Genomic DNA, 16,922 nt, shown 5'->3' on the forward strand with positions numbered 1-16,922 from the left:
GCCAAGGAGAGCTCCATGAACGACGCCGTTGCACTGCCCGCCGTAACCGATGCAGAGAGCCTGGAAACCCGCGAGGTGTTTCGCAAGGTGATCCTGCGCTTGTTGCCCTATCTGTTCCTGGCCTATGCCTTGAACACCATCGATCGCCTCAACGTGTCTTTTGCCAAGCTGCGCATGGCCGAAGACATTGCCTTGAGCGATGCTGCGTATGGTATCGGTGCGGGGATTTTCTACCTGGGCTACATCCTCTTTGAGGTGCCGAGCAACCTGTACCTGCAACGGATCGGCGCGCGGGCGACATTGACGCGGATCATGGTGCTGTGGGGCATCGTCACCGTGGCGACGGCCTTTGTCACCAGCGCCAACCAACTGATCGTGGCGCGGTTCTTTCTCGGTGTGGCCGAGGCTGGCTTTTTTCCGGGGGTGATTCTGTACCTGACGTACTGGTTCCCGCCGGCATTGCGCGCGCGGATCACCGCGGTGTTTTTGATGGCGGCGATGATTGCCGGCATTGTCAGTGGGCCGTTGGCCGGTTGGATCATGACGCACCTGCATGGCTGGATGGGCCTGCGCGACTGGCAGGTGCTGTTCGTGGTTGAAGGCATTCCGGCGATGGTGCTGGGGGTGTTCGGCTGGTTCTGGCTGGTGGATAAGCCGGACGATGCCCACTGGTTGACGGCCCGACAGAAGCAACTGCTGGCCACTGCACTGGCACAGGGGAAGGGCGCAGAAACCACCAGCGCCAGCCTGGGTCAAGTGCTGCGCAATCGGCAGGTGTATATCGCAGGTCTGGTGTTCTTTTGTCTGTACAGCGGTTCGAACACCGTGTCGTACTGGATGCCGACGTTGATCCGCGGGTTCGGCGTGCAGGACCTCAAAACCATTGGTCTGTTGGCCAGCCTGCCGTACCTGGTGGCGCTGGTTGGCATGTACCTGCTGGCACGCAGTTCGGACAAGCGCTTGGAACGGCGTTGGCATGTGGCGCTGACCGTCCTGGTCAGTGCAGGGTGTTTTGCGTTGTTAGGGCCCGCGCAAGAACACCTGGTGTTTTCAGTCATGCTGATGACCGTGGGGGCTGCAGCGGCGCTGGCATCCTTGTCGTTGTTCTGGACCATCCCGCCGGCGTTGCTGAGCCCCTCGGCAGCGGCGGTGGGGATTGCCGTGATCAGTTGCATTGGCGGTATGGCTGGGGTCATCAGCCAGGTGGTAGTCGGCGCGATCAAAACTGCAACCGGCAGCTTATACCTGGCCTTTGACGTCATCGCCGTGGTGCTGGTGGTGGGGGCAGTGCTTCTGTTGGTGGCCATCCCAGCGAAGCAGTTGAAGGAGCGCTCACACAGCTGAGCGCTCCAGCAGCACGAGCAGTCGCAAAGGGGGCACCGCGTTGGGCCTGACGAATCGCAGTGGTAGGTTTTGCGGCCGTTTCACGCCCGATCGCAGCCTCACGGCAGCGGCTACGAGGGAACAACCACGTGCCGTAGCCGCTGCCGAGGCACGAGGCTGCGATCGGCTGCAGAGCAGTCGCAAAGGGGGCACCGCGTTGGGCCTGACAAGTCGCGGTGGTAGGTTTTGCGGCCGTTTCACGCCCGATCGCAGCCTCACGGCAGCGGCTACGAGGGAACAACCAAGTGCCGTAGCCGCTGCCGAGGCACGAGGCTGCGATCGACTGCAGAGCAGTCGCAAAGGGGGCGCCGCGTTGGGCCTGACGAATCGCAGTGGTAGGTTTTGCGGCCGTTTCACGGCCGATCGCAGCCTCACGGCAGCGGTTACGAGGGAACAACCACGTGCCGTAGCCGCTGCCGAGGCACGAGGCTGCGATCGACTGCAGAGCAGTCGCAAAGGGGGCACCGCGTTGGGCCTGACGAATCGCAGTGGTAGGTTTTGCGGCCGTTTCACGCCCGATCGCAGCCTCACGGCAGCGGTTACGAGGGAACAACCACGTGCCGTAGCCGCTGCCGAGGCACGAGGCTGCGATCGACTGCAGAGCAGTCGCAAAGGGGGCACCGCGTTGGGCCTGACGAATCGCAGTGGTAGGTTTTGCGGCCGTTTCACGCCCGATCGCAGCCTCACGGCAGCGGCTACGAGGGAACAACCACGTGCCGTAGCCGCTGCCGAGGCACGAGGCTGCGATCGGCTGCAGAGCAGTCGCAATGGGGGCACCGCGTTGGGCCTGACGAATCGCAGTGGTAGGTTTTGCGGCCGTTTCACGCCCGATCGCAGCCTCACGGCAGCGGTTACGAGGGAACAAGCACGTGCCGTAGCCGCTGCCGAGGCACGAGGCTGCGATCGACTGCAGAGCAGTCGCAAAGGGGGCACCGCGCTGGGCCTGACGAGTCGCGGTGGTAGGTTTTGCGGCCGTTTCACGCCCGATCGCAGCCTCACGGCAGCGGCTACGGGCCAATAGGCACCGTTCAGGCAATCCAGCCGCGCGCGCGGGCGATGGCCAGTGTTTCAGTGCGACCGTTGGTGTCGAGCTTGGCGTAGATCTTCTGCAGGTGCGATTTGACGGTAAATTCGGAGAGAAACACCTTCTCGGCAATATCGCGGTTCTTCAGGCCCACTGCCAATAGCTGAAGGATCTGATACTCGCGCCCGGTCAGTACCTGCTGGGCGCCGTTATCGTCCTGTTCGCCCGGATTGACGTCTGCATGCCGCCCCAGATGTTGCAGCAGGTCATCAACGAAACCAGGCTCGATGCCCAGTTCCTTGCAACGCGGCTTGCCCACCACGGCCCAGCGCTGCACCAGGCCTGCCAGGCGTTCGCCTTCTTCGATGAAGGTGCCGAGAAAACCCTCATGGCTGGCCAGGCGCAAGGCGTCATTGAGTGCCTGGAATGCCTCCTGGGATTGCTGCTGGCTGTCCAGGGCCATGGCCAGGAGTATGTGCAGCTTCAACTCGCGACGCACATGCTGCCAGTGCCGGGCTTGTTCGATGGCCTGGCGCAGGGACTTGGCTGCGAGCGCGCCTTCACCCTGGGCAATGCGCAAGCGTTGGCGGGCGATGCTCGGGGTGTCGACCTCGTTGGCAAAGCGGATGAAGTCCGGACGGTCCCAGTCGCCGTTCAATTCAGCCGAATGCAGCGCCTGGCTGGCCACATCCAGGCGCTGTTCGAGAATCGCCACGCGCATTCGTTCCAGCCAGGCCGAGCATTGCAGGCGGCGTGAGCCGACTTGCTGGCCGATCTGCTCCAACTCGACCAGGCAGCGCATCCAGGTGGTGCGGTCGCCCTTGTTGTAGGCGATGCGGGCGGTGAGCACATGGGTGACGATCTGGTTTTCCGGTGAGATGACCTGTTTGGCAAAGTACAGGCAGCGCGACAGGCACGTGTGCGCCTCATCGAAGGCGGCGCTTTCATACATCAGCAAACCATGAAAAATATCCAGCGACAGCTTTGCCTCATGGGGTTTGAGCTGACCGCTGCCGTGCGGGGTTTCCACCGCGCTCTGCATTCGGACCAGCGCATTGCTCAGGCGCCCCTGGATCAGGTCAAGGATGCTTTCGTTGACGCTAAAGGTGTGGCGCAAAAAGCTGACGTTGATCCGCGGATTACGTTGCAGCGCCGTCGACAGCAGACTGCGGGCTTCATCGTAGCGGCCGTTGGCGACCAGATTCATCGCCACCGAGCTGGCTAGCACCATGTACAGGTGCACTTCATCGACGGGCATGCTGGCGAGCAATGCCAGGCCCAGGCTGCAACATTCCTCGGCCTGGTCGATGGCGCCCAGTTGCAGGCAGTGCAATACCTGACCGACGTAGGCGTACTCGGGACCGTTGACCTGCTCCAGGCGTTGGGCGACCTGCAAGGCGTCCTTCATTCGCGTGGTAGTGGCCAGTAGCCAAGCGTAGGACTTGCACAGGTAAGGGTAGGCGTCGCGGGTTTCCTGGGCGATGCGATCCAGCCAGCGCAGCAATAGCCGGGTACGGCCGCTGTCGATCAGGGTGTCCAGGTGCTGGTTAATCCGTCGGGCGGCTTCGTCGTGCAGGCCGGCGCTGAACAGGTGCTCGATGGCCGGGATCGGTTGCGCGGCGTTGAAGAACCAGTTGGCCGCCGTTTCGTGCAGGTGCTTGGCCATGTCCGAGTGTATGCGCTCCAGTGCGTGGCGCAAGAAACTGGCGAACAAATGGTGGTAACGGAACCACTGTTGCTGACTGTCCACCGGCACCAGGAACAGGTTGGTACGGTCCAGGTGCTCAAGCATGGTCGCGCTGTCGCTGCGGCCCGTCACGGCCTGGCACAGCGGCACGCAGAACTGCTCGAGGATGCTGGTTTGCATCAGGAACAGGCGGCACGCTTCGCTCTGACGCATGAGGATATCTTCAGTCAGGTACTCGGCCAACTCCAGGTTTGAGCCTGAGAATGAGGCAATAAAGGCCGCGTGGTCATCGCGGTCTTTGAGCGAGAGGCTGGCCAGGTAAAGCCCGGCGATCCAGCCTTCCGTGCAGCGGTAGAGCGTTGCCAGCTCATTGTCGCGCAAGGGAATCTGGCGTTTGTCGCGGATAAAGGCCATCGATTCTTCAGGGGTGAAGCGCAAGTCGCCCGGCCTGATCTCCAATAGCTGGCCACGGGCGCGGATACGGCCCAGGCCGATGGCTGGCGAAGCCCGGGAGGCCATGGCCAGGACGCACCCGGCGGGCAACAGCTCGACCAGTTGCTGGAGCAATTCCAGCACCTCGGTGTTGTGAATCACTTCGACTTCATCCAAGAGGATGGCAAAGGGCCGAGGGCTGGCGGCGATCAACTCCAGCAGGTCCTCTACCCGTGGTGACGAACCGGGTTCCACGGTCACCGGCAGATAAGGCTGCAGCCCATGGGCCAACAGGCGCAAGAAACGCGGCAGGTCATTGTCGGCGGGCTCAAGGTTGATCCACAGCACCTGTTTACCGGTCGTCAGGCAGTGGTCACGGTATTGCTGCAACAGGGTGGTCTTACCGAACCCTGCTGCCGCGCGAATCAGGATCAGCCGGGTGGTGTCACCCTGGGCCATCTGCTGCAGCAGACGCGAACGCTGCAGGTGACTGTCGGCGGATTTCGGGCAGGCATATTTGGTGGAGGTTCTGGCGGTGGGAACCCCGTCATGTGCTTCTGGCATTGCAAACACTCCACTGGCGTCCCCTGCAGCCGATGCGGCTGGCGCAGGGGATCGAATTATTATTCTGCGATCAGCGCATTTTGCCATGCGCCGTCGATCAGCGGGGACTGCACCCGACAATGGTATGACAGGCATCCCGGTGGCGGTGTCCGATTATTGGGCACAACCGCCCTGCATTGAAACAGGCCCACCCGGTGGGGGTGGCTCTCGTGCGGTGGCTGCCCATGCAACGATGATCAGGACACGATGCAACGGGGTTGGCCCGTTGTCGCCTGGACATCGGGCTGCGGCGCAAAAGGTTCCTGGATGGACGTTCAACGCACGTTTTACCGCGAAGATCATGAGTTGTTCCGCACGGCAGTGCGGCGCTTTCTGGAACGCGATTATTTGCCGCGCCAGGAGGCGCATGCACCCCTTGAGCGTCAGCTGTGGCTGAAGGCTGGGCGTGAAGGTTTGCTGTGCGTGACCTTGCCTGCACAGTTCGGGGGAGGTGGCGACTTCGGCCACGCCGCGATCATCTGCGAGGAGTTTGCCCGTGCCGGTATCCATGAGCGAGTGATGGCCCTGCATTCGCAGACCATCGCCCCATGCATTGCCAGCTTGGCCGATGAACAACAGCAGCAACGCTGGCTTCCCGGGATTTGCAGCGGCCAGACCCTTCTTGCCTTGGCCGTTTCCAGTGCTCATGGCGAGGGGGCATGGCCGCCGCTGGCGGTGCGTGACGGTAATGACTGGCTGATCAACGGCAGTACCTGCGCGGTGGGCAATGGCGGTGACTTCGACCTTCTGCTGCTGGCCTGCCAGACCGTCAATGTCGACGGTAGCACGGGCTTGAGCCTGATCATGGTTGAGCGTACCTGTGCCGGTGTGCACCGTACGCCTGATGCTCCGGCCTGCGGCGACGCCGAGGGTGTGGCGTTGAGCCTGGCCGACGTGCGCGTGCCGTTTAGTCATCTGCTTGGCGATGTCGGTGGCGGCCAAGCCTACCTGGATGCAGCCTTGAGTCAGGAGCACTTGCTGTCGGCGATTTTTTCCGCCGCTTATCTGGAACGCTTAGTGGACCTGAGCCTTGACCAGGCCAAGTGGGCCGACGATCAAGGCCAACGGTCTTGGGACCGTCAGGACACCCGTCATCAACTGGCTGACATCAAAGCACGCGCGGTGGCCTTGCGCCTGATGGTCGACCATTACCTTGGCGCACAGCTGGGTCGAGCGCTGACACCTGGACAGGTGGCTATTGCCGCGGTGTTTGCCCGCCAAACCTTGAACAGTTGCGTGGGGCACTTGCGCCCACAGATTGACGACAAGCCATTCGCAGCAGGCCTGATGCCAGGCCCTGCGCAATGGCCCTTGCATGAATTCATCGCTGACGCGATGTGACACCCCCTCGATTGACCCACCATTCAGGACATCACCATGAGTGAACATGTACTCGTAGCCGGGGTCGGCATGATCCCTTTCAGTAAACCAGGCAACAGTCCCAGCTACATCGACATGGGGGCCGAGGCCGTGCGCCTGGCGTTGGCCGATGCCGGCCTTGACTACCACCAGGTGCAGATGGCCTTCGCCGGTTACGTCTATGGCGATACCACCTGCGGTCAAGCGGCGCTGTACCGGGTCGGGCGCACTGCGATTCCGGTGTTCAACGTCAACAACGCCTGCGCCACCGGCTCGAGCGCCCTTTACCTGGCCCGTGCCGCGGTGCAAAGCGGTCAGGTCGAGTGCGCCCTGGCGGTAGGGTTTGAACAGATGCGTCCAGGCCCGACCCGCTCCAATTTCGACGACCGTCCGCTGCCGCGTGGCGAATACCTGCCGATCCAGGATGAGTTGTGCAGCGATGCCGGTGAAATCCCGCGCAACCTGATCACCTTCGGCGGTGCCGGGCGCGAGCACATGCGCAAGTACGGTACGCAGATGAGCACGTTCGCTGCCATCCGCGCCAAGGCCAGCCGCCATGCCGCCAACAACCCGCTGGCGCTGTTCAAGAAGGTGGTGACCACCGAAGAGGTGATGAACGACCAAGTGATGTGGGAAGGGGTGATGACCCGCATGATGGCCTGCCCACCGACCTGCGGTGCGGCGGCAGCGATCATTTGTTCGCCGGCCTTTGCACGCAAACATGGCCTGCGCCGCGACGTGGCGATCCTCGGGCAGTCGCTTGTGACCGACCCGGTGGAATCGTTCGAGCCCAAGACCATGACCGGCTTTGTCGGTGCCTACATGACCGAGCGTGCCGCAGGTGCGGTGTATGAGCAGGCCGGTGTTGGTCCCCAGGATATCCGCGCGGTCGAGTTGCACGACTGCTTCGCTCACAACGAACTGCTGACCTACGAGGCCCTGGGCCTGTGCCCGCAGGGTGGCGCCGAACAGTTCATTCTCGACGGCGACAACACCTACGGTGGCCGCGTGGTCACCAACCCCTCGGGCGGGCTGTTGTGCAAAGGCCACCCCCTGGGTGCCACGGGCCTGGCCCAGTGCTATGAACTGACCCATCAACTGCGCGGCAGCGCCGGTGCCCGCCAGGTCGAAGGCCTGCAGCACGGCTTGCAACACAACCTCGGCCTGGGTGGCGCCTGCGTGGTGACCCTCTACGGCAAGCAGTAACGCCCTTTGAACAACAACAAGAGAACGACCCCATGGACAAGACACTTGCAGGAAAAGTTGCCATCGTCACCGGCTCTGGCCGAGGTATCGGCCGCTGTGTAGCACTGAAGTTCGCCGAAAAGGGCGCCCGGGTGATCATCAATGACCTGGACCAGGCGCCCGCTGAAGAAGTGATCGCCGAAATCCGCGCACTGGGCAGCGACGCTGTCGCCTGTATCGGCAACGTATCGGCACCGGACTTTGGCGAGCGCATCGTGCAGACCGCGCTGCAGGCGTTCGGGCGTATCGACATTATCGTCAACAATGCCGGCTTCACCTGGGACAACGTCATCCAGAAGATGGGCGATGAACAATGGGATGCGATTCTCGACTGCCACCTCAAGGCGCCGTTCCGCATCCTGCGTGCGGCCTACCCGTACTTTCGCGAAGCCAGCAAGGCCGAAGCTGAAGCGGGCCAGGAAGTGTTCCGCAAAGTGGTCAACATCTCCTCGGTGTCGGGCACCCAAGGTAATGCGGGCCAGGTCAACTATTCCTCGGCCAAAGCCGGGATCATGGGCATGACCAAGACCCTGGCCAAGGAGTGGGGGCGAATGAAGGTCAACGTCAACTGCGTGGCGTTCGGCTTTATCGAAACACGCCTGACCCAATCGACCACTGAAGAAAAGACCGTGCAGGTCGAAGGCCGCGACATCAAGGTCGGCGTAAATCCGGACCGCATCGCCGCCGCCAGCCGTGAAATCGCGCTCGGCCGACCAGGAACTGCCGAAGAGGCGGCCGGTTCGGTGTACATGTTCTGCATTCCTGAATCGGACTATGTCACTGGCCAGACCATCATCTGTGGCGGCGGTCGCGGCGGCTTCTAAGCCCACGCGCTGTTGTGCCGGGAACGCTTTGGGTTCCCGGCCTGCTTGCCCATTGTGCGAACCGGTTATATAGAGAAGCAGTCCCATGACGACTACCACGCCAGTACTCACCCGTACCTTGCTGCATACCCGTGAGATTTTATGCCAGGGCTACCAGCGTAGCGACGGCCTCTTTGATATCGAAGGGCGGCTGCAAGACCTGACCAACGCGCCCACCGACCTGCCGTTCCACTCGGTGGGCGAGGGCGGCACCATTCACGACATGCGCCTGGTCATGACCATTGATGCCGACATGGTTATTCAGCACATCGTCGCTACCACAGCCGTGGGCGCCAGTCCGTTTTGTGCCGAGATCAGTAGCGCCTATTCGCGTCTGCAAGGGGTAAAGATCGCTGCGGGTTTCAAACGCAAAATGAAGGACATTGTCGGCGGCGCGCAGGGCTGTACGCACCTGACTGAATTGCTTGAGCGCATGGCCACCACCGCCATGCAAACCCTATTTTCCACCTATCGGGCGCACGCCAGCCAGCGCGCGGCCAATGGTCAGCAGCGGCAAGTGGCGGTGCGACCCTGGGTTATCGGCACCTGCCACGCCTACCGAGAAGACGGCGATGCGGTTCGACTGCTGTGGCCGCAAGGGCTGCCGAAAGCCTGATTCTGTTACTTAGGCTCTGTACGAAAAGCCTTGATACTCGGTGATGCTGCGTTGAAAACAGCCTCAGAATGCTCATTTACAACCCGTAAACTCCGCATCGGCCTGAACCAGGCAATCAAGCACCCGGCGGACTACCACGCTTGTGAAACCGCGGTGATGACCCATGGCGGCTATGGCTATGCAGTCGATCGCAACCTCGTGCCTCTACAGCGCCTACAGCACGGGGTTCAGCACGCCATTGTGCGGGGGGCGAAACCCTACGATAAGTGTCTGAACGGATAGCAATCCTGTATCGGCAAGCGCCGCTTTACCCCTTACACTGTAGCGTCGCGTTGGCCGCCTTCCTGGAAGTTTTCGATCATGTCGTTACCGCCCGATTCAAGCACTGCTCCGAGCGCCTCGACTCACCTTGGGCATGCCGATCACTACAGCGTCGACACCAAAGTCGTGCCGCCCCGTGGTGCGCGCCGCCTGGTGGCTCGTGAGGGTTTGCTGGGACGCTTGCTGGACGCCCGACGCCAGCGCTGCGTGGTGATCCAGGGGCCGGCAGGGTCAGGCAAGACCAGCACCTTGCTTGGCTGGCGGCGCGAGTTGCTGGCGTTGAATTTCGATGTCGCCTGGCTGTCGTTGGCAGCCGAAGACAACAACCTGGAGCGATTTTGTCACTGCCTGCAGGCAAGCCTTGCCGAGATCAACCCCGAGCTTGTCCGTGATGCCGGCTTCTTGCTTGGCCGCGATACCGGCGACATGGCGCTGGAGCATTGGGTCATCACCCTGGTGCAAAGTATCGAGCAGCATGGGCGTGAGCTGGTATTGATGCTTGATGACCTGCACCATGTGCAGGACCCGCGTATCGTGCAGGCGCTGCAGTGGCTGCTCGATTACGCCCCGGCCACGTTGCATTTGGTGTTCTGCTCGCGCATGGCCACGCCGCTCGGCCTAGCGCGCCTGCGCGCGCGCGGGCACGTCAGTGATTTCGACCTGCGCGATCTACGCTTCAGCGCTGAAGAGTCGGAACGTTTTCTGCGCGAACAGCTCGGCAGCATCGACCCGCGCGACGCTGCTGTGCTGCATGAGCTGACCGATGGCTGGGTTGCTGGCCTGCAATTGTTTGCGGTGGACCTCAAGGCAAAGCAAGGCGGGCGCTTTGATCGTGTCCAGGTGCGTGACCCCGGTGCCTTCGCCAGTTATTTCGAACGTGAAGTATTGGTGCGACTGCAAGCAGAAGACCTGCGCCTGCTGACGCGGGTGTCGATCTGTGAACGCTTCTGCGCGTCATTGTGCGCCACGCTGCTCGGCCAGCCCCATGCCATTGCGCGGATGCTCACCCAGTTGACCCGCCTGGACAGCGACAACCTGTTCATCACTCAGGTCAAGAGTCACGACAGTGAAACCTGGTACCGCCTGCATCCGTTGCTGGGCAAGGTGTTGCGCGCACGCCTGGAAGCACAGCCGCAGGAGAGCCTGGTGGGCCTGCATGCCAGCGCCCGTGCCTGGTTCAGCGAGCATGGCCACCTCGATGAGGCCGTGCGCCATGCGGTACAGGCTGGCGACGCTGAAGCGGCGGCTGATATTGTCGAGGCCTGCGCCTACGACCTGCTCAGCCGCGGCGACCTCAGCCAGGTTTCGGCGTTGCTGCGTCGCCTGCCCAAGGAACAGACCGATGCGCGCATCGGCTTGCAACTGGTGATGGCCCACCTGTCACTGTATGCGCGCAATTTTCCTGTGGTGCAGCAAAGTATGGCGTTGCTGCAACGCCAATACGCGGCCCTGGACCGTAACCAACAGCATGTCTTTACGGTGCTCAAAGCGAGCCTGGCCCTATGCCGCGACAACAGTGACGCAATGCTCGAGGTACTGCCCGAGCTGCTCGCCGTTCCCGCCGATGCCGATGATTTCGCCTACTCCGGACGCAGCAACACCTTGGCCTGGTTATACATGTATCAGGGCGAATTCGAGCAGGCCAGGGCAGTGCTTGAAGGCGCTGAGCGCCAGCAGGGTTCGTCGCGCCGCAGTCTTATGGGCCGCTGCCTGAGCGGCATGAGCCTGGCACTTGAAGGCCGTATCGGCGAGGCCGAGCACCTGTACCGCGAGGTGCTCGATGAAACCGAGCGTCATGGTGTGGCCTATCTGATCGTCAGCAGCATGGCTGCCAGTCTGCTCGGCACTGCGCTCTATGAGCAGGGTGACTATGAAGCGGCCTGCCAGTTGTTGGAGCCGCGGATGCGGCTGTTGGAGCGGGTAGCGATACCCGACAGCGTTTTGCAGGCGATGCAAACCCTGGCCATGGCCCATTGGTTGGCCGGTCGTCACACTCAAGCCTGGCACTGGGTGGAGCGTTTGGAGCAGCATGCCGAACGCTATGAACTGGATCGTTTGCAGGCGTCGGCATTGGTCCTGCGCATGCGCTGGTCGCAACAAAGCGGGCAGGCGCAACAGGCCGATATGGCCCAGCAGCAACTCGAACAGATTGCGCTGCGCCTCGCGCCACAGGGGCCAGGCACCCTCTTGGATACCCTGACTGTATGCCGCCGTGCCAGCGCTGAGCGCTTGCTTTACCGCGGTGACTTTATTGGCGCCAGTGCTTGCCTGCAGGCCTTGATCGACACATCGGTGCGTGAGCGCCGCTGGCGGCGGGTGGTGCCGATGCTGCTGCAGCGGGCGGTGAGCGAGCAAGGGTGTGGGCGAGCGCAGCTGGCCCGTGAGCAGGTGATCGAAGCCCTGCGCCAAGGCCATCGGCTTGGCCTGGTGCGCAGCCTGCTCGATGCCTGGCCAGGTACTCCAGCCTTGCTCGAAGCGCTGCAGCAGGAACAGGTGCTCGATCCGGTCCTGGCGTTCTACACGCGCCGGCTGCTTGAGGTTGCTCGCAACAGTGCGGCCAGTGTCCATCTTGCCGATGACGAGCGTGCGCCGAAACTGCTCAGTGCCCGTGAGCTCGATGTGCTCAGCCTGGTGGCCAGGACACTGCCGAACAAGAAAATTGCGCGGGTGTTGAACCTGTCACCGGAAACGGTGAAGTGGCACATGAAGAACATTTTTTACAAGCTGGGGGTGACAGGCCGCGACGAGGCTATCGCCAAGGCCCGCGACCTGGACCTGAAACTGCCCGACAACACCACGTTGTGATCAGCGTTGACGCAAGGCGTTACCGATAAAGGTCGCCTTGCCACGGGCGACCAGACGTTCACCGTCGAGCAGGTCGAGGCTGGCGTGGTAGAGGGTCCGGCCCAATCGGTGGACCTGGACATGCGCCTCGACCCAAGCGCCCAACTGTGCCGGGCTCAAGTAGTCGATGCTCAAGTTGATGGTCGCCGGTGGTATTTCGCTATCAACTGCATCCTTGAGCACCCGACCGAAGGCCGTGTCGGCCAGAGTGGCGAGAAAACCACCATGGGCGATTCCCAATGGGTTGAGGTGTTCTGCGCGGATCCGTGCCGCCATTACGGTACGCTGTGGGTGGTAGTACAGGCCGGTGCACTGGGCAACGAAACCGGCCCGCAGCAATGGTATGAAACCAGCAGGCGGTGCGTCGTCGACAATCAGCGCGACGCTTTCGGGTATCGACGTGGTCATGTGCGTTCACTCCTTGCCGGTCGCGGCCAACGGTAGAGAAACGGCTCTTTGCGCATAAACCGCGCGGTCGCTTCCTTGAAATAGTCGCACGTCATGGCAATGGCCTGAGCGCTGGCTTCATCCGCTAGCTGGCTACTCCAGTCGTTGTTCAGCGAATGGTCGAGCAGGCGCTTGGTCATTGCAAAGGCTGCAGGCGACAGGGCCGTCATGCTGCGCGCCAGTTCCTGGGCCCGCGCCTGGACTTTGCCGTTGCCCACCACCTCCAGCAGGATGCCTATTTCCAAGGCTTGAGTGGCATCGATTTCGCGTGCTGAATAGATCAGCTCACGGGCCTTTTGCAGGCCCACCAGGCGCGGGAGCATATAGGTGGCCCCCATGTCGGGCACGGCGCCAATACGCGCGAATGCCATGCAAAACCGCGCCCGCTCAGACGCCACGATAAAGTCTGCCGCCAGCGCCAGGCTGAACCCTGCCCCCATGGCTACGCCCTCCACCGCAGCGATAACCGGGCAGGGCAGTGCTGCCAAAGCGATGACCGCGCGGTTGGCGACTTCCATTCGTGCCCGCAGTTCAGCGGCGGTAAAGGCCATGCGCGACATCCCACCGACATCGCCGCCAGCGCAAAAGTCCTCGCCAGCGCCGGTCAGCACCACCGCGCGTACCTGCGGGTCGCGACGGATCTCCTCTAGAGCATCGAGCAGGGCGGCGCCCATTTCAGCGTTGTAGGCATTCTTGACGGCCGGGCGCGACATCACCAGGGTGGCCACGCCTTCGTGCCTGGAAAATTCAAGTGTTGACATCAGACCTCTCCGTTCCAGCGTCACAAATGCCCCGGCTATCAGCGACCGGGGCGCGATGTATGCCTTAGGCCCTGTACGAAAAGCCTTGATACTCGGTGATGCTGCGTTGAAAACAACCTTGCCTGACCTTCGTCTCAAAACTTTTCATACAGAGCCTAGAAAGTTCGCGCGATCAGCTCTTTCATGACTTCGTTGGAACCACCGTAAATGCGCATTGGCCGGGTGTTGATGTACAAGCGGGCGATCGGGTATTCGAGCATGTAGCCGTAGCCGCCGTGCAGCTGCAGGCACTCATCGATGATTTGGCAGGCCTGGGTCGAGGTCCACCACTTGGCCTTGGCTGCAGTGGTCGCGTCGAGTTCGTGCTTGACCATCTTGTTCATGCACGCATCGATGAAGGTTTGCGCGATGGTGACGGTGGTCTGCATTTCCGCCAGCTTGAATCGAGTGTTCTGCATGTCCATCAGTGGTTTGCCGAAGACGTTGCGGTCCTGGGTGTACCTGATGGTTTCTTCCACGGCGCGTTCCATCGAACCCAGCGCGTTCATGGCGATGAACATGCGTTCTTCAGGCAGTTGCTGCATCAGCTGGAAAAAACCCTGGCCTTCCTGCGGGCCGAGCAGGTTGTCTACTGGCACGCGGACGTCGTCGAAGAACAGCTCGGAGGTGTCCTGGCCTTTTTGGCCCAGCTTGTCGAGGATACGACCGCGGCGAAAGCCCGGCAGGTCCTTGGTTTCCAGAACGATGATGGAAATGCCCTTGGCGCCCAGGCTCGGGTCGGTCTTGCACACTAACAGGACCAGGTCGGCCAGGTAGCCATTGGTGATAAAGGTCTTGGAACCGTTGACGACGTAGTGGTCGCCGTCACGGATGGCTTTGGTCTTGACGTTCTGCAGGTCGGTACCGGCGCCAGGCTCGGTCATGGCGATGGCCGCGACCAACTCGCCGCTGGCCATCCGCGGCAACCAGCGCTGCTTCTGCGCTTCGCTGGCGTAACGCAGGATGTAATGCGCACTGATCGCACTGTGAACGTTGGTACCCAGGCTGGTGGCCACAGCGCGTGCCAGCTCGTAACCGATGATGGCGTTGTGCGCATGACTGCCGCCGCCACCGCCGTATTCCTCCGGGATACCGGGGCAAAGCATGCCCATTTCACCGGCCTTGAACCAGGTCTGGCGGTCGACGTGCTGCTGCTTGGCCCAGCGTTCTTCATGGGGTACCAGCTCTTCGGCGGCAAAGCGGCGTACCGATTGCTGGAAGATGGCCATGTCTTCGGTAAGCCACGATGGTCTGTAGTCGCTCATTGGAATCCTTAAGGGGGAGGGTCGGTATCGCCATCCTAGGGAACCGGGCACAGCACTTGGGAGCGCCGAAGGGATGATGCTGCGGCGTATGCGGCGCATCGTTCGAATGGGCGTAGTAAGGGAGGAGTGGCTGCTGCGCATTCGACGCCAGGCCTGGGTGGCGACTGCGCTGCGGTCGATCGCAGTCGGGCGGTAGTGGCTACTCCCTTGCCACGTTCCTTTGGACGCCTCCCGGTTAATCCGCAACTTCATCCCTTCGACGGTCGTAGCACCGGTATTGCCACTTCTAGGATGGGTACCCATGACCACCGGCCGGCCGGCGGTTACCCAACTGAGTGAGCATTGCAAAGGACATCAAACGATGAGCGACAAAGTGGTGGTAGCCGGGGTCGGCATGATCCCTTTCTCCAAGCCCGGTGCGAGCCCGAGTTACACCGACATGGGGGCGCAGGCAACGCGCTTGGCGCTCAAGGATGCTGGCATTGACTATGCCAAGGTGCAGATGGCATTCACCGGCTATGTCTACGGTGACTCCACCTGCGGTCAGACCGCCCTGTATGAAGTCGGTCGCACCGGTATCCCGATCGTCAACGTCAACAACAATTGCTCCACTGGCTCCACCGCGTTGTACCTGGCCCGTGCTGCCGTGCAGAGCGGCCAGGCCGAGTGTGTGCTGGCGTTGGGCTTCGAGCAGATGCAGGCTGGTGCGTTGAAGTCGCACTGGGACGATCGTCCGATTACCCGCGCCAGTGTCGTCCATGTGATGGAAGACCTGACCCGCGATGTTGACTTGCCACGCGCCTTGAAGACCTTTGGTGGCGCCGGCCGTGAACACATGCAGAAGTACGGTACGCGCATGGAAACCTTTGCCGCCATTCGCGCCAAAGCCAGTCGCCACGCGGCCAACAATCCCCTGGCGCTGTTCAAGACCATTGTCAGCACCGAAGAGGTGATGAACGACAAGGTCATGTGGCCTGGGGTCATGACCCGCCTGATGGCCTGCCCACCCACCTGTGGCGCCGCGGCGGCGATCATCTGCTCGCCAGCGTTTGCCAAAAAGCATGGCCTGCGCAGCGATGTGGTGATACTGGCCCAGTCGATGGTCACCGACCCTGTGGAGTCCTTCGATCCACCGTCGATGATTGCCTACGCCGGCTTTCACATGGCCCAACGCGCCGCCAACCTGGTCTACGAACAATCCGGTTTCGGCCCTCAGGACATACGTGCCGTCGAGTTGCATGACTGCTTCGCCCACAACGAGCTGCTGACCTATGAAGCCCTGGGCCTGTGCCAGGTCGGCGGCGGTGAACAGTTCGTCCTCGATGGCGACAACACCTACGGCGGCCAGGTGGTGACCAATCCCTCCGGTGGCCTGCTTTCCAAGGGGCACCCCTTGGGCGCCACGGGCCTGGCCCAATGCTATGAGTTGACCCACCAACTACGCGGTACCGCCGACAAGCGTCAGGTCGATGAGCTGAACATCGCCCTGCAGCACAACCTTGGCCTGGGCGGCGCCTGTGTAGTGACCATGTACGGCCGTAACTGAGCCGGTTCGCTGTCCCTTACAACAACAAGAGGAATAAGACGCATGGCTGACAAGAATCTGATCGGGCACAAGCTCGGGACATTCGCCACCGAGGTAGAAAGGGGGCGCCTGCGCTTCTTCGCCAAGGCAATTGGTGAAACCGATCCGGTCTACACCGACGAAGCCGCCGCCAAGGCTGCAGGACACAAGGCGCTGCCCGTGCCACCGACCTTTCTCAAATGCCTGGAAGGTGAGGGCCGTGACCTCAATACCTTCCTCAAGCTGGTGGACTTCGACCTCGGGCGGATTCTGCACGCCGAACAGTCGTTTGTGTACCACAAGATGGCCTATGCCGGCGACGTGCTGACCTTCGATGCAGTGATCTCGCAGGTTTATGAGAAGAAGGGCGGTGCCCTGCAGTTCGTGGTCACCGAGTCACGTGTGACCAACCAGGATGGCGAGCACATCGCCGATGTCCGCTCGTCTCTTGTCCAGCGCTGAGGAGTTG

At 61.9% G+C, this 16,922-nt stretch carries 12 protein-coding genes; 8 read left to right on the top strand and 4 right to left on the bottom strand.

The genetic code is table 11. The annotated features are described in order from the left end of the window. The first annotated feature begins 15 nt into the window (after positions 1–15). Positions 16–1,344, top strand: coding sequence for an MFS transporter (locus tag CX511_RS12815; RefSeq protein ID WP_101291911.1), 1,329 nt, complete (start codon positions 16–18; stop codon positions 1,342–1,344). A gap of 1,067 nt (positions 1,345–2,411) precedes the next feature. Here CX511_RS12815 and CX511_RS12820 read toward each other — a convergent pair. Beyond that, complete coding sequence (locus tag CX511_RS12820; RefSeq protein ID WP_101291813.1) at positions 2,412–5,090, bottom strand: winged helix-turn-helix domain-containing protein; 2,679 nt, start codon at positions 5,088–5,090, stop codon at positions 2,412–2,414. A gap of 306 nt (positions 5,091–5,396) precedes the next feature. On the opposite strand from CX511_RS12820, the gene CX511_RS12825 reads away from it, so the two are divergent. The 5 genes from CX511_RS12825 to CX511_RS12845 all read left to right on the top strand — a co-directional run bounded on the left by CX511_RS12825 (position 5,397) and on the right by CX511_RS12845 (position 12,338). After that, positions 5,397–6,470 (top strand): acyl-CoA dehydrogenase family protein, encoded by a 1,074-nt coding sequence (locus CX511_RS12825; RefSeq protein WP_158239986.1) that lies wholly within the window; start codon positions 5,397–5,399, stop codon positions 6,468–6,470. A 36-nt stretch (positions 6,471–6,506) separates the two neighbouring features. Continuing rightward, positions 6,507–7,694, top strand: a complete 1,188-nt coding sequence (locus CX511_RS12830; protein ID WP_101291815.1) for a lipid-transfer protein — start codon at positions 6,507–6,509, stop codon at positions 7,692–7,694. A gap of 32 nt (positions 7,695–7,726) precedes the next feature. Further along, complete coding sequence (locus CX511_RS12835) at positions 7,727–8,557, top strand: SDR family NAD(P)-dependent oxidoreductase (protein WP_101291816.1); 831 nt, start codon at positions 7,727–7,729, stop codon at positions 8,555–8,557. 85 nt (positions 8,558–8,642) lie between these two features. Further along, positions 8,643–9,212, top strand: a complete 570-nt coding sequence (locus CX511_RS12840; RefSeq protein WP_045185012.1) for a DUF2889 domain-containing protein — start codon at positions 8,643–8,645, stop codon at positions 9,210–9,212. Positions 9,213–9,572: 360 nt separating this feature from the next. Further along, the gene (locus tag CX511_RS12845) at positions 9,573–12,338 is read left to right on the top strand and encodes a winged helix-turn-helix domain-containing protein (RefSeq protein WP_101291841.1); all 2,766 of its coding nucleotides are present in this window, start codon (positions 9,573–9,575) and stop codon (positions 12,336–12,338) included. On the opposite strand, the gene CX511_RS12850 is transcribed toward CX511_RS12845, so the two are convergent. The 3 genes from CX511_RS12850 to CX511_RS12860 form a co-directional block, all read right to left on the bottom strand. Next, positions 12,339–12,785, bottom strand: coding sequence for a PaaI family thioesterase (locus CX511_RS12850; protein ID WP_101291842.1), 447 nt, complete (start codon positions 12,783–12,785; stop codon positions 12,339–12,341). Then, a complete protein-coding gene (locus tag CX511_RS12855; protein WP_045185017.1) occupies positions 12,782–13,585 on the bottom strand; it encodes an enoyl-CoA hydratase/isomerase family protein in 804 nt (267 codons plus the stop codon). Before CX511_RS12855 ends, CX511_RS12850 begins: the two co-directional genes overlap by 4 nt. 155 nt (positions 13,586–13,740) lie before the next feature. Continuing rightward, on the bottom strand, positions 13,741–14,889 hold the full coding sequence (locus CX511_RS12860; protein ID WP_045185023.1) for an acyl-CoA dehydrogenase family protein: 1,149 nt from the start codon (positions 14,887–14,889) through the stop codon (positions 13,741–13,743). A 361-nt stretch (positions 14,890–15,250) separates the two neighbouring features. Here CX511_RS12860 and CX511_RS12865 point away from each other — a divergent pair, with 361 nt between their 5' ends. Together CX511_RS12865 and CX511_RS12870 are read left to right on the top strand one after the other, a co-directional pair. Then, positions 15,251–16,435, top strand: a complete 1,185-nt coding sequence (locus CX511_RS12865) for a lipid-transfer protein (protein WP_045185026.1) — start codon at positions 15,251–15,253, stop codon at positions 16,433–16,435. A 42-nt stretch (positions 16,436–16,477) separates the two neighbouring features. Beyond that, a complete protein-coding gene (locus CX511_RS12870) occupies positions 16,478–16,915 on the top strand; it encodes a MaoC family dehydratase N-terminal domain-containing protein (protein ID WP_045185029.1) in 438 nt (145 codons plus the stop codon). Positions 16,916–16,922: the final 7 nt, after the last annotated feature.

It is taken from the genome of Pseudomonas sp. S06B 330 (genome assembly GCF_002845275.2).
Classification (GTDB): domain Bacteria; phylum Pseudomonadota; class Gammaproteobacteria; order Pseudomonadales; family Pseudomonadaceae; genus Aquipseudomonas.

What these genes read in the sequence shown, in the direction of transcription:
- CX511_RS12855 (WP_045185017.1), bottom strand. Translation starts at nt 13,585, where the DNA reads ATGTCAACACTTGAATTTTCCAGGCACGAAGGCGTGGCCACCCTGGTG.
- CX511_RS12830 (WP_101291815.1), top strand. Translation starts at nt 6,507, where the DNA reads ATGAGTGAACATGTACTCGTAGCCGGGGTCGGCATGATCCCTTTCAGT.
- CX511_RS12850 (WP_101291842.1), bottom strand. Translation starts at nt 12,785, where the DNA reads ATGACCACGTCGATACCCGAAAGCGTCGCGCTGATTGTCGACGACGCA.
- CX511_RS12815 (WP_101291911.1), top strand. Translation starts at nt 16, where the DNA reads ATGAACGACGCCGTTGCACTGCCCGCCGTAACCGATGCAGAGAGCCTG.
- CX511_RS12835 (WP_101291816.1), top strand. Translation starts at nt 7,727, where the DNA reads ATGGACAAGACACTTGCAGGAAAAGTTGCCATCGTCACCGGCTCTGGC.
- CX511_RS12820 (WP_101291813.1), bottom strand. Translation starts at nt 5,090, where the DNA reads ATGCCAGAAGCACATGACGGGGTTCCCACCGCCAGAACCTCCACCAAA.
- CX511_RS12845 (WP_101291841.1), top strand. Translation starts at nt 9,573, where the DNA reads ATGTCGTTACCGCCCGATTCAAGCACTGCTCCGAGCGCCTCGACTCAC.
- CX511_RS12825 (WP_158239986.1), top strand. Translation starts at nt 5,397, where the DNA reads ATGGACGTTCAACGCACGTTTTACCGCGAAGATCATGAGTTGTTCCGC.
- CX511_RS12870 (WP_045185029.1), top strand. Translation starts at nt 16,478, where the DNA reads ATGGCTGACAAGAATCTGATCGGGCACAAGCTCGGGACATTCGCCACC.
- CX511_RS12840 (WP_045185012.1), top strand. Translation starts at nt 8,643, where the DNA reads ATGACGACTACCACGCCAGTACTCACCCGTACCTTGCTGCATACCCGT.
- CX511_RS12860 (WP_045185023.1), bottom strand. Translation starts at nt 14,889, where the DNA reads ATGAGCGACTACAGACCATCGTGGCTTACCGAAGACATGGCCATCTTC.
- CX511_RS12865 (WP_045185026.1), top strand. Translation starts at nt 15,251, where the DNA reads ATGAGCGACAAAGTGGTGGTAGCCGGGGTCGGCATGATCCCTTTCTCC.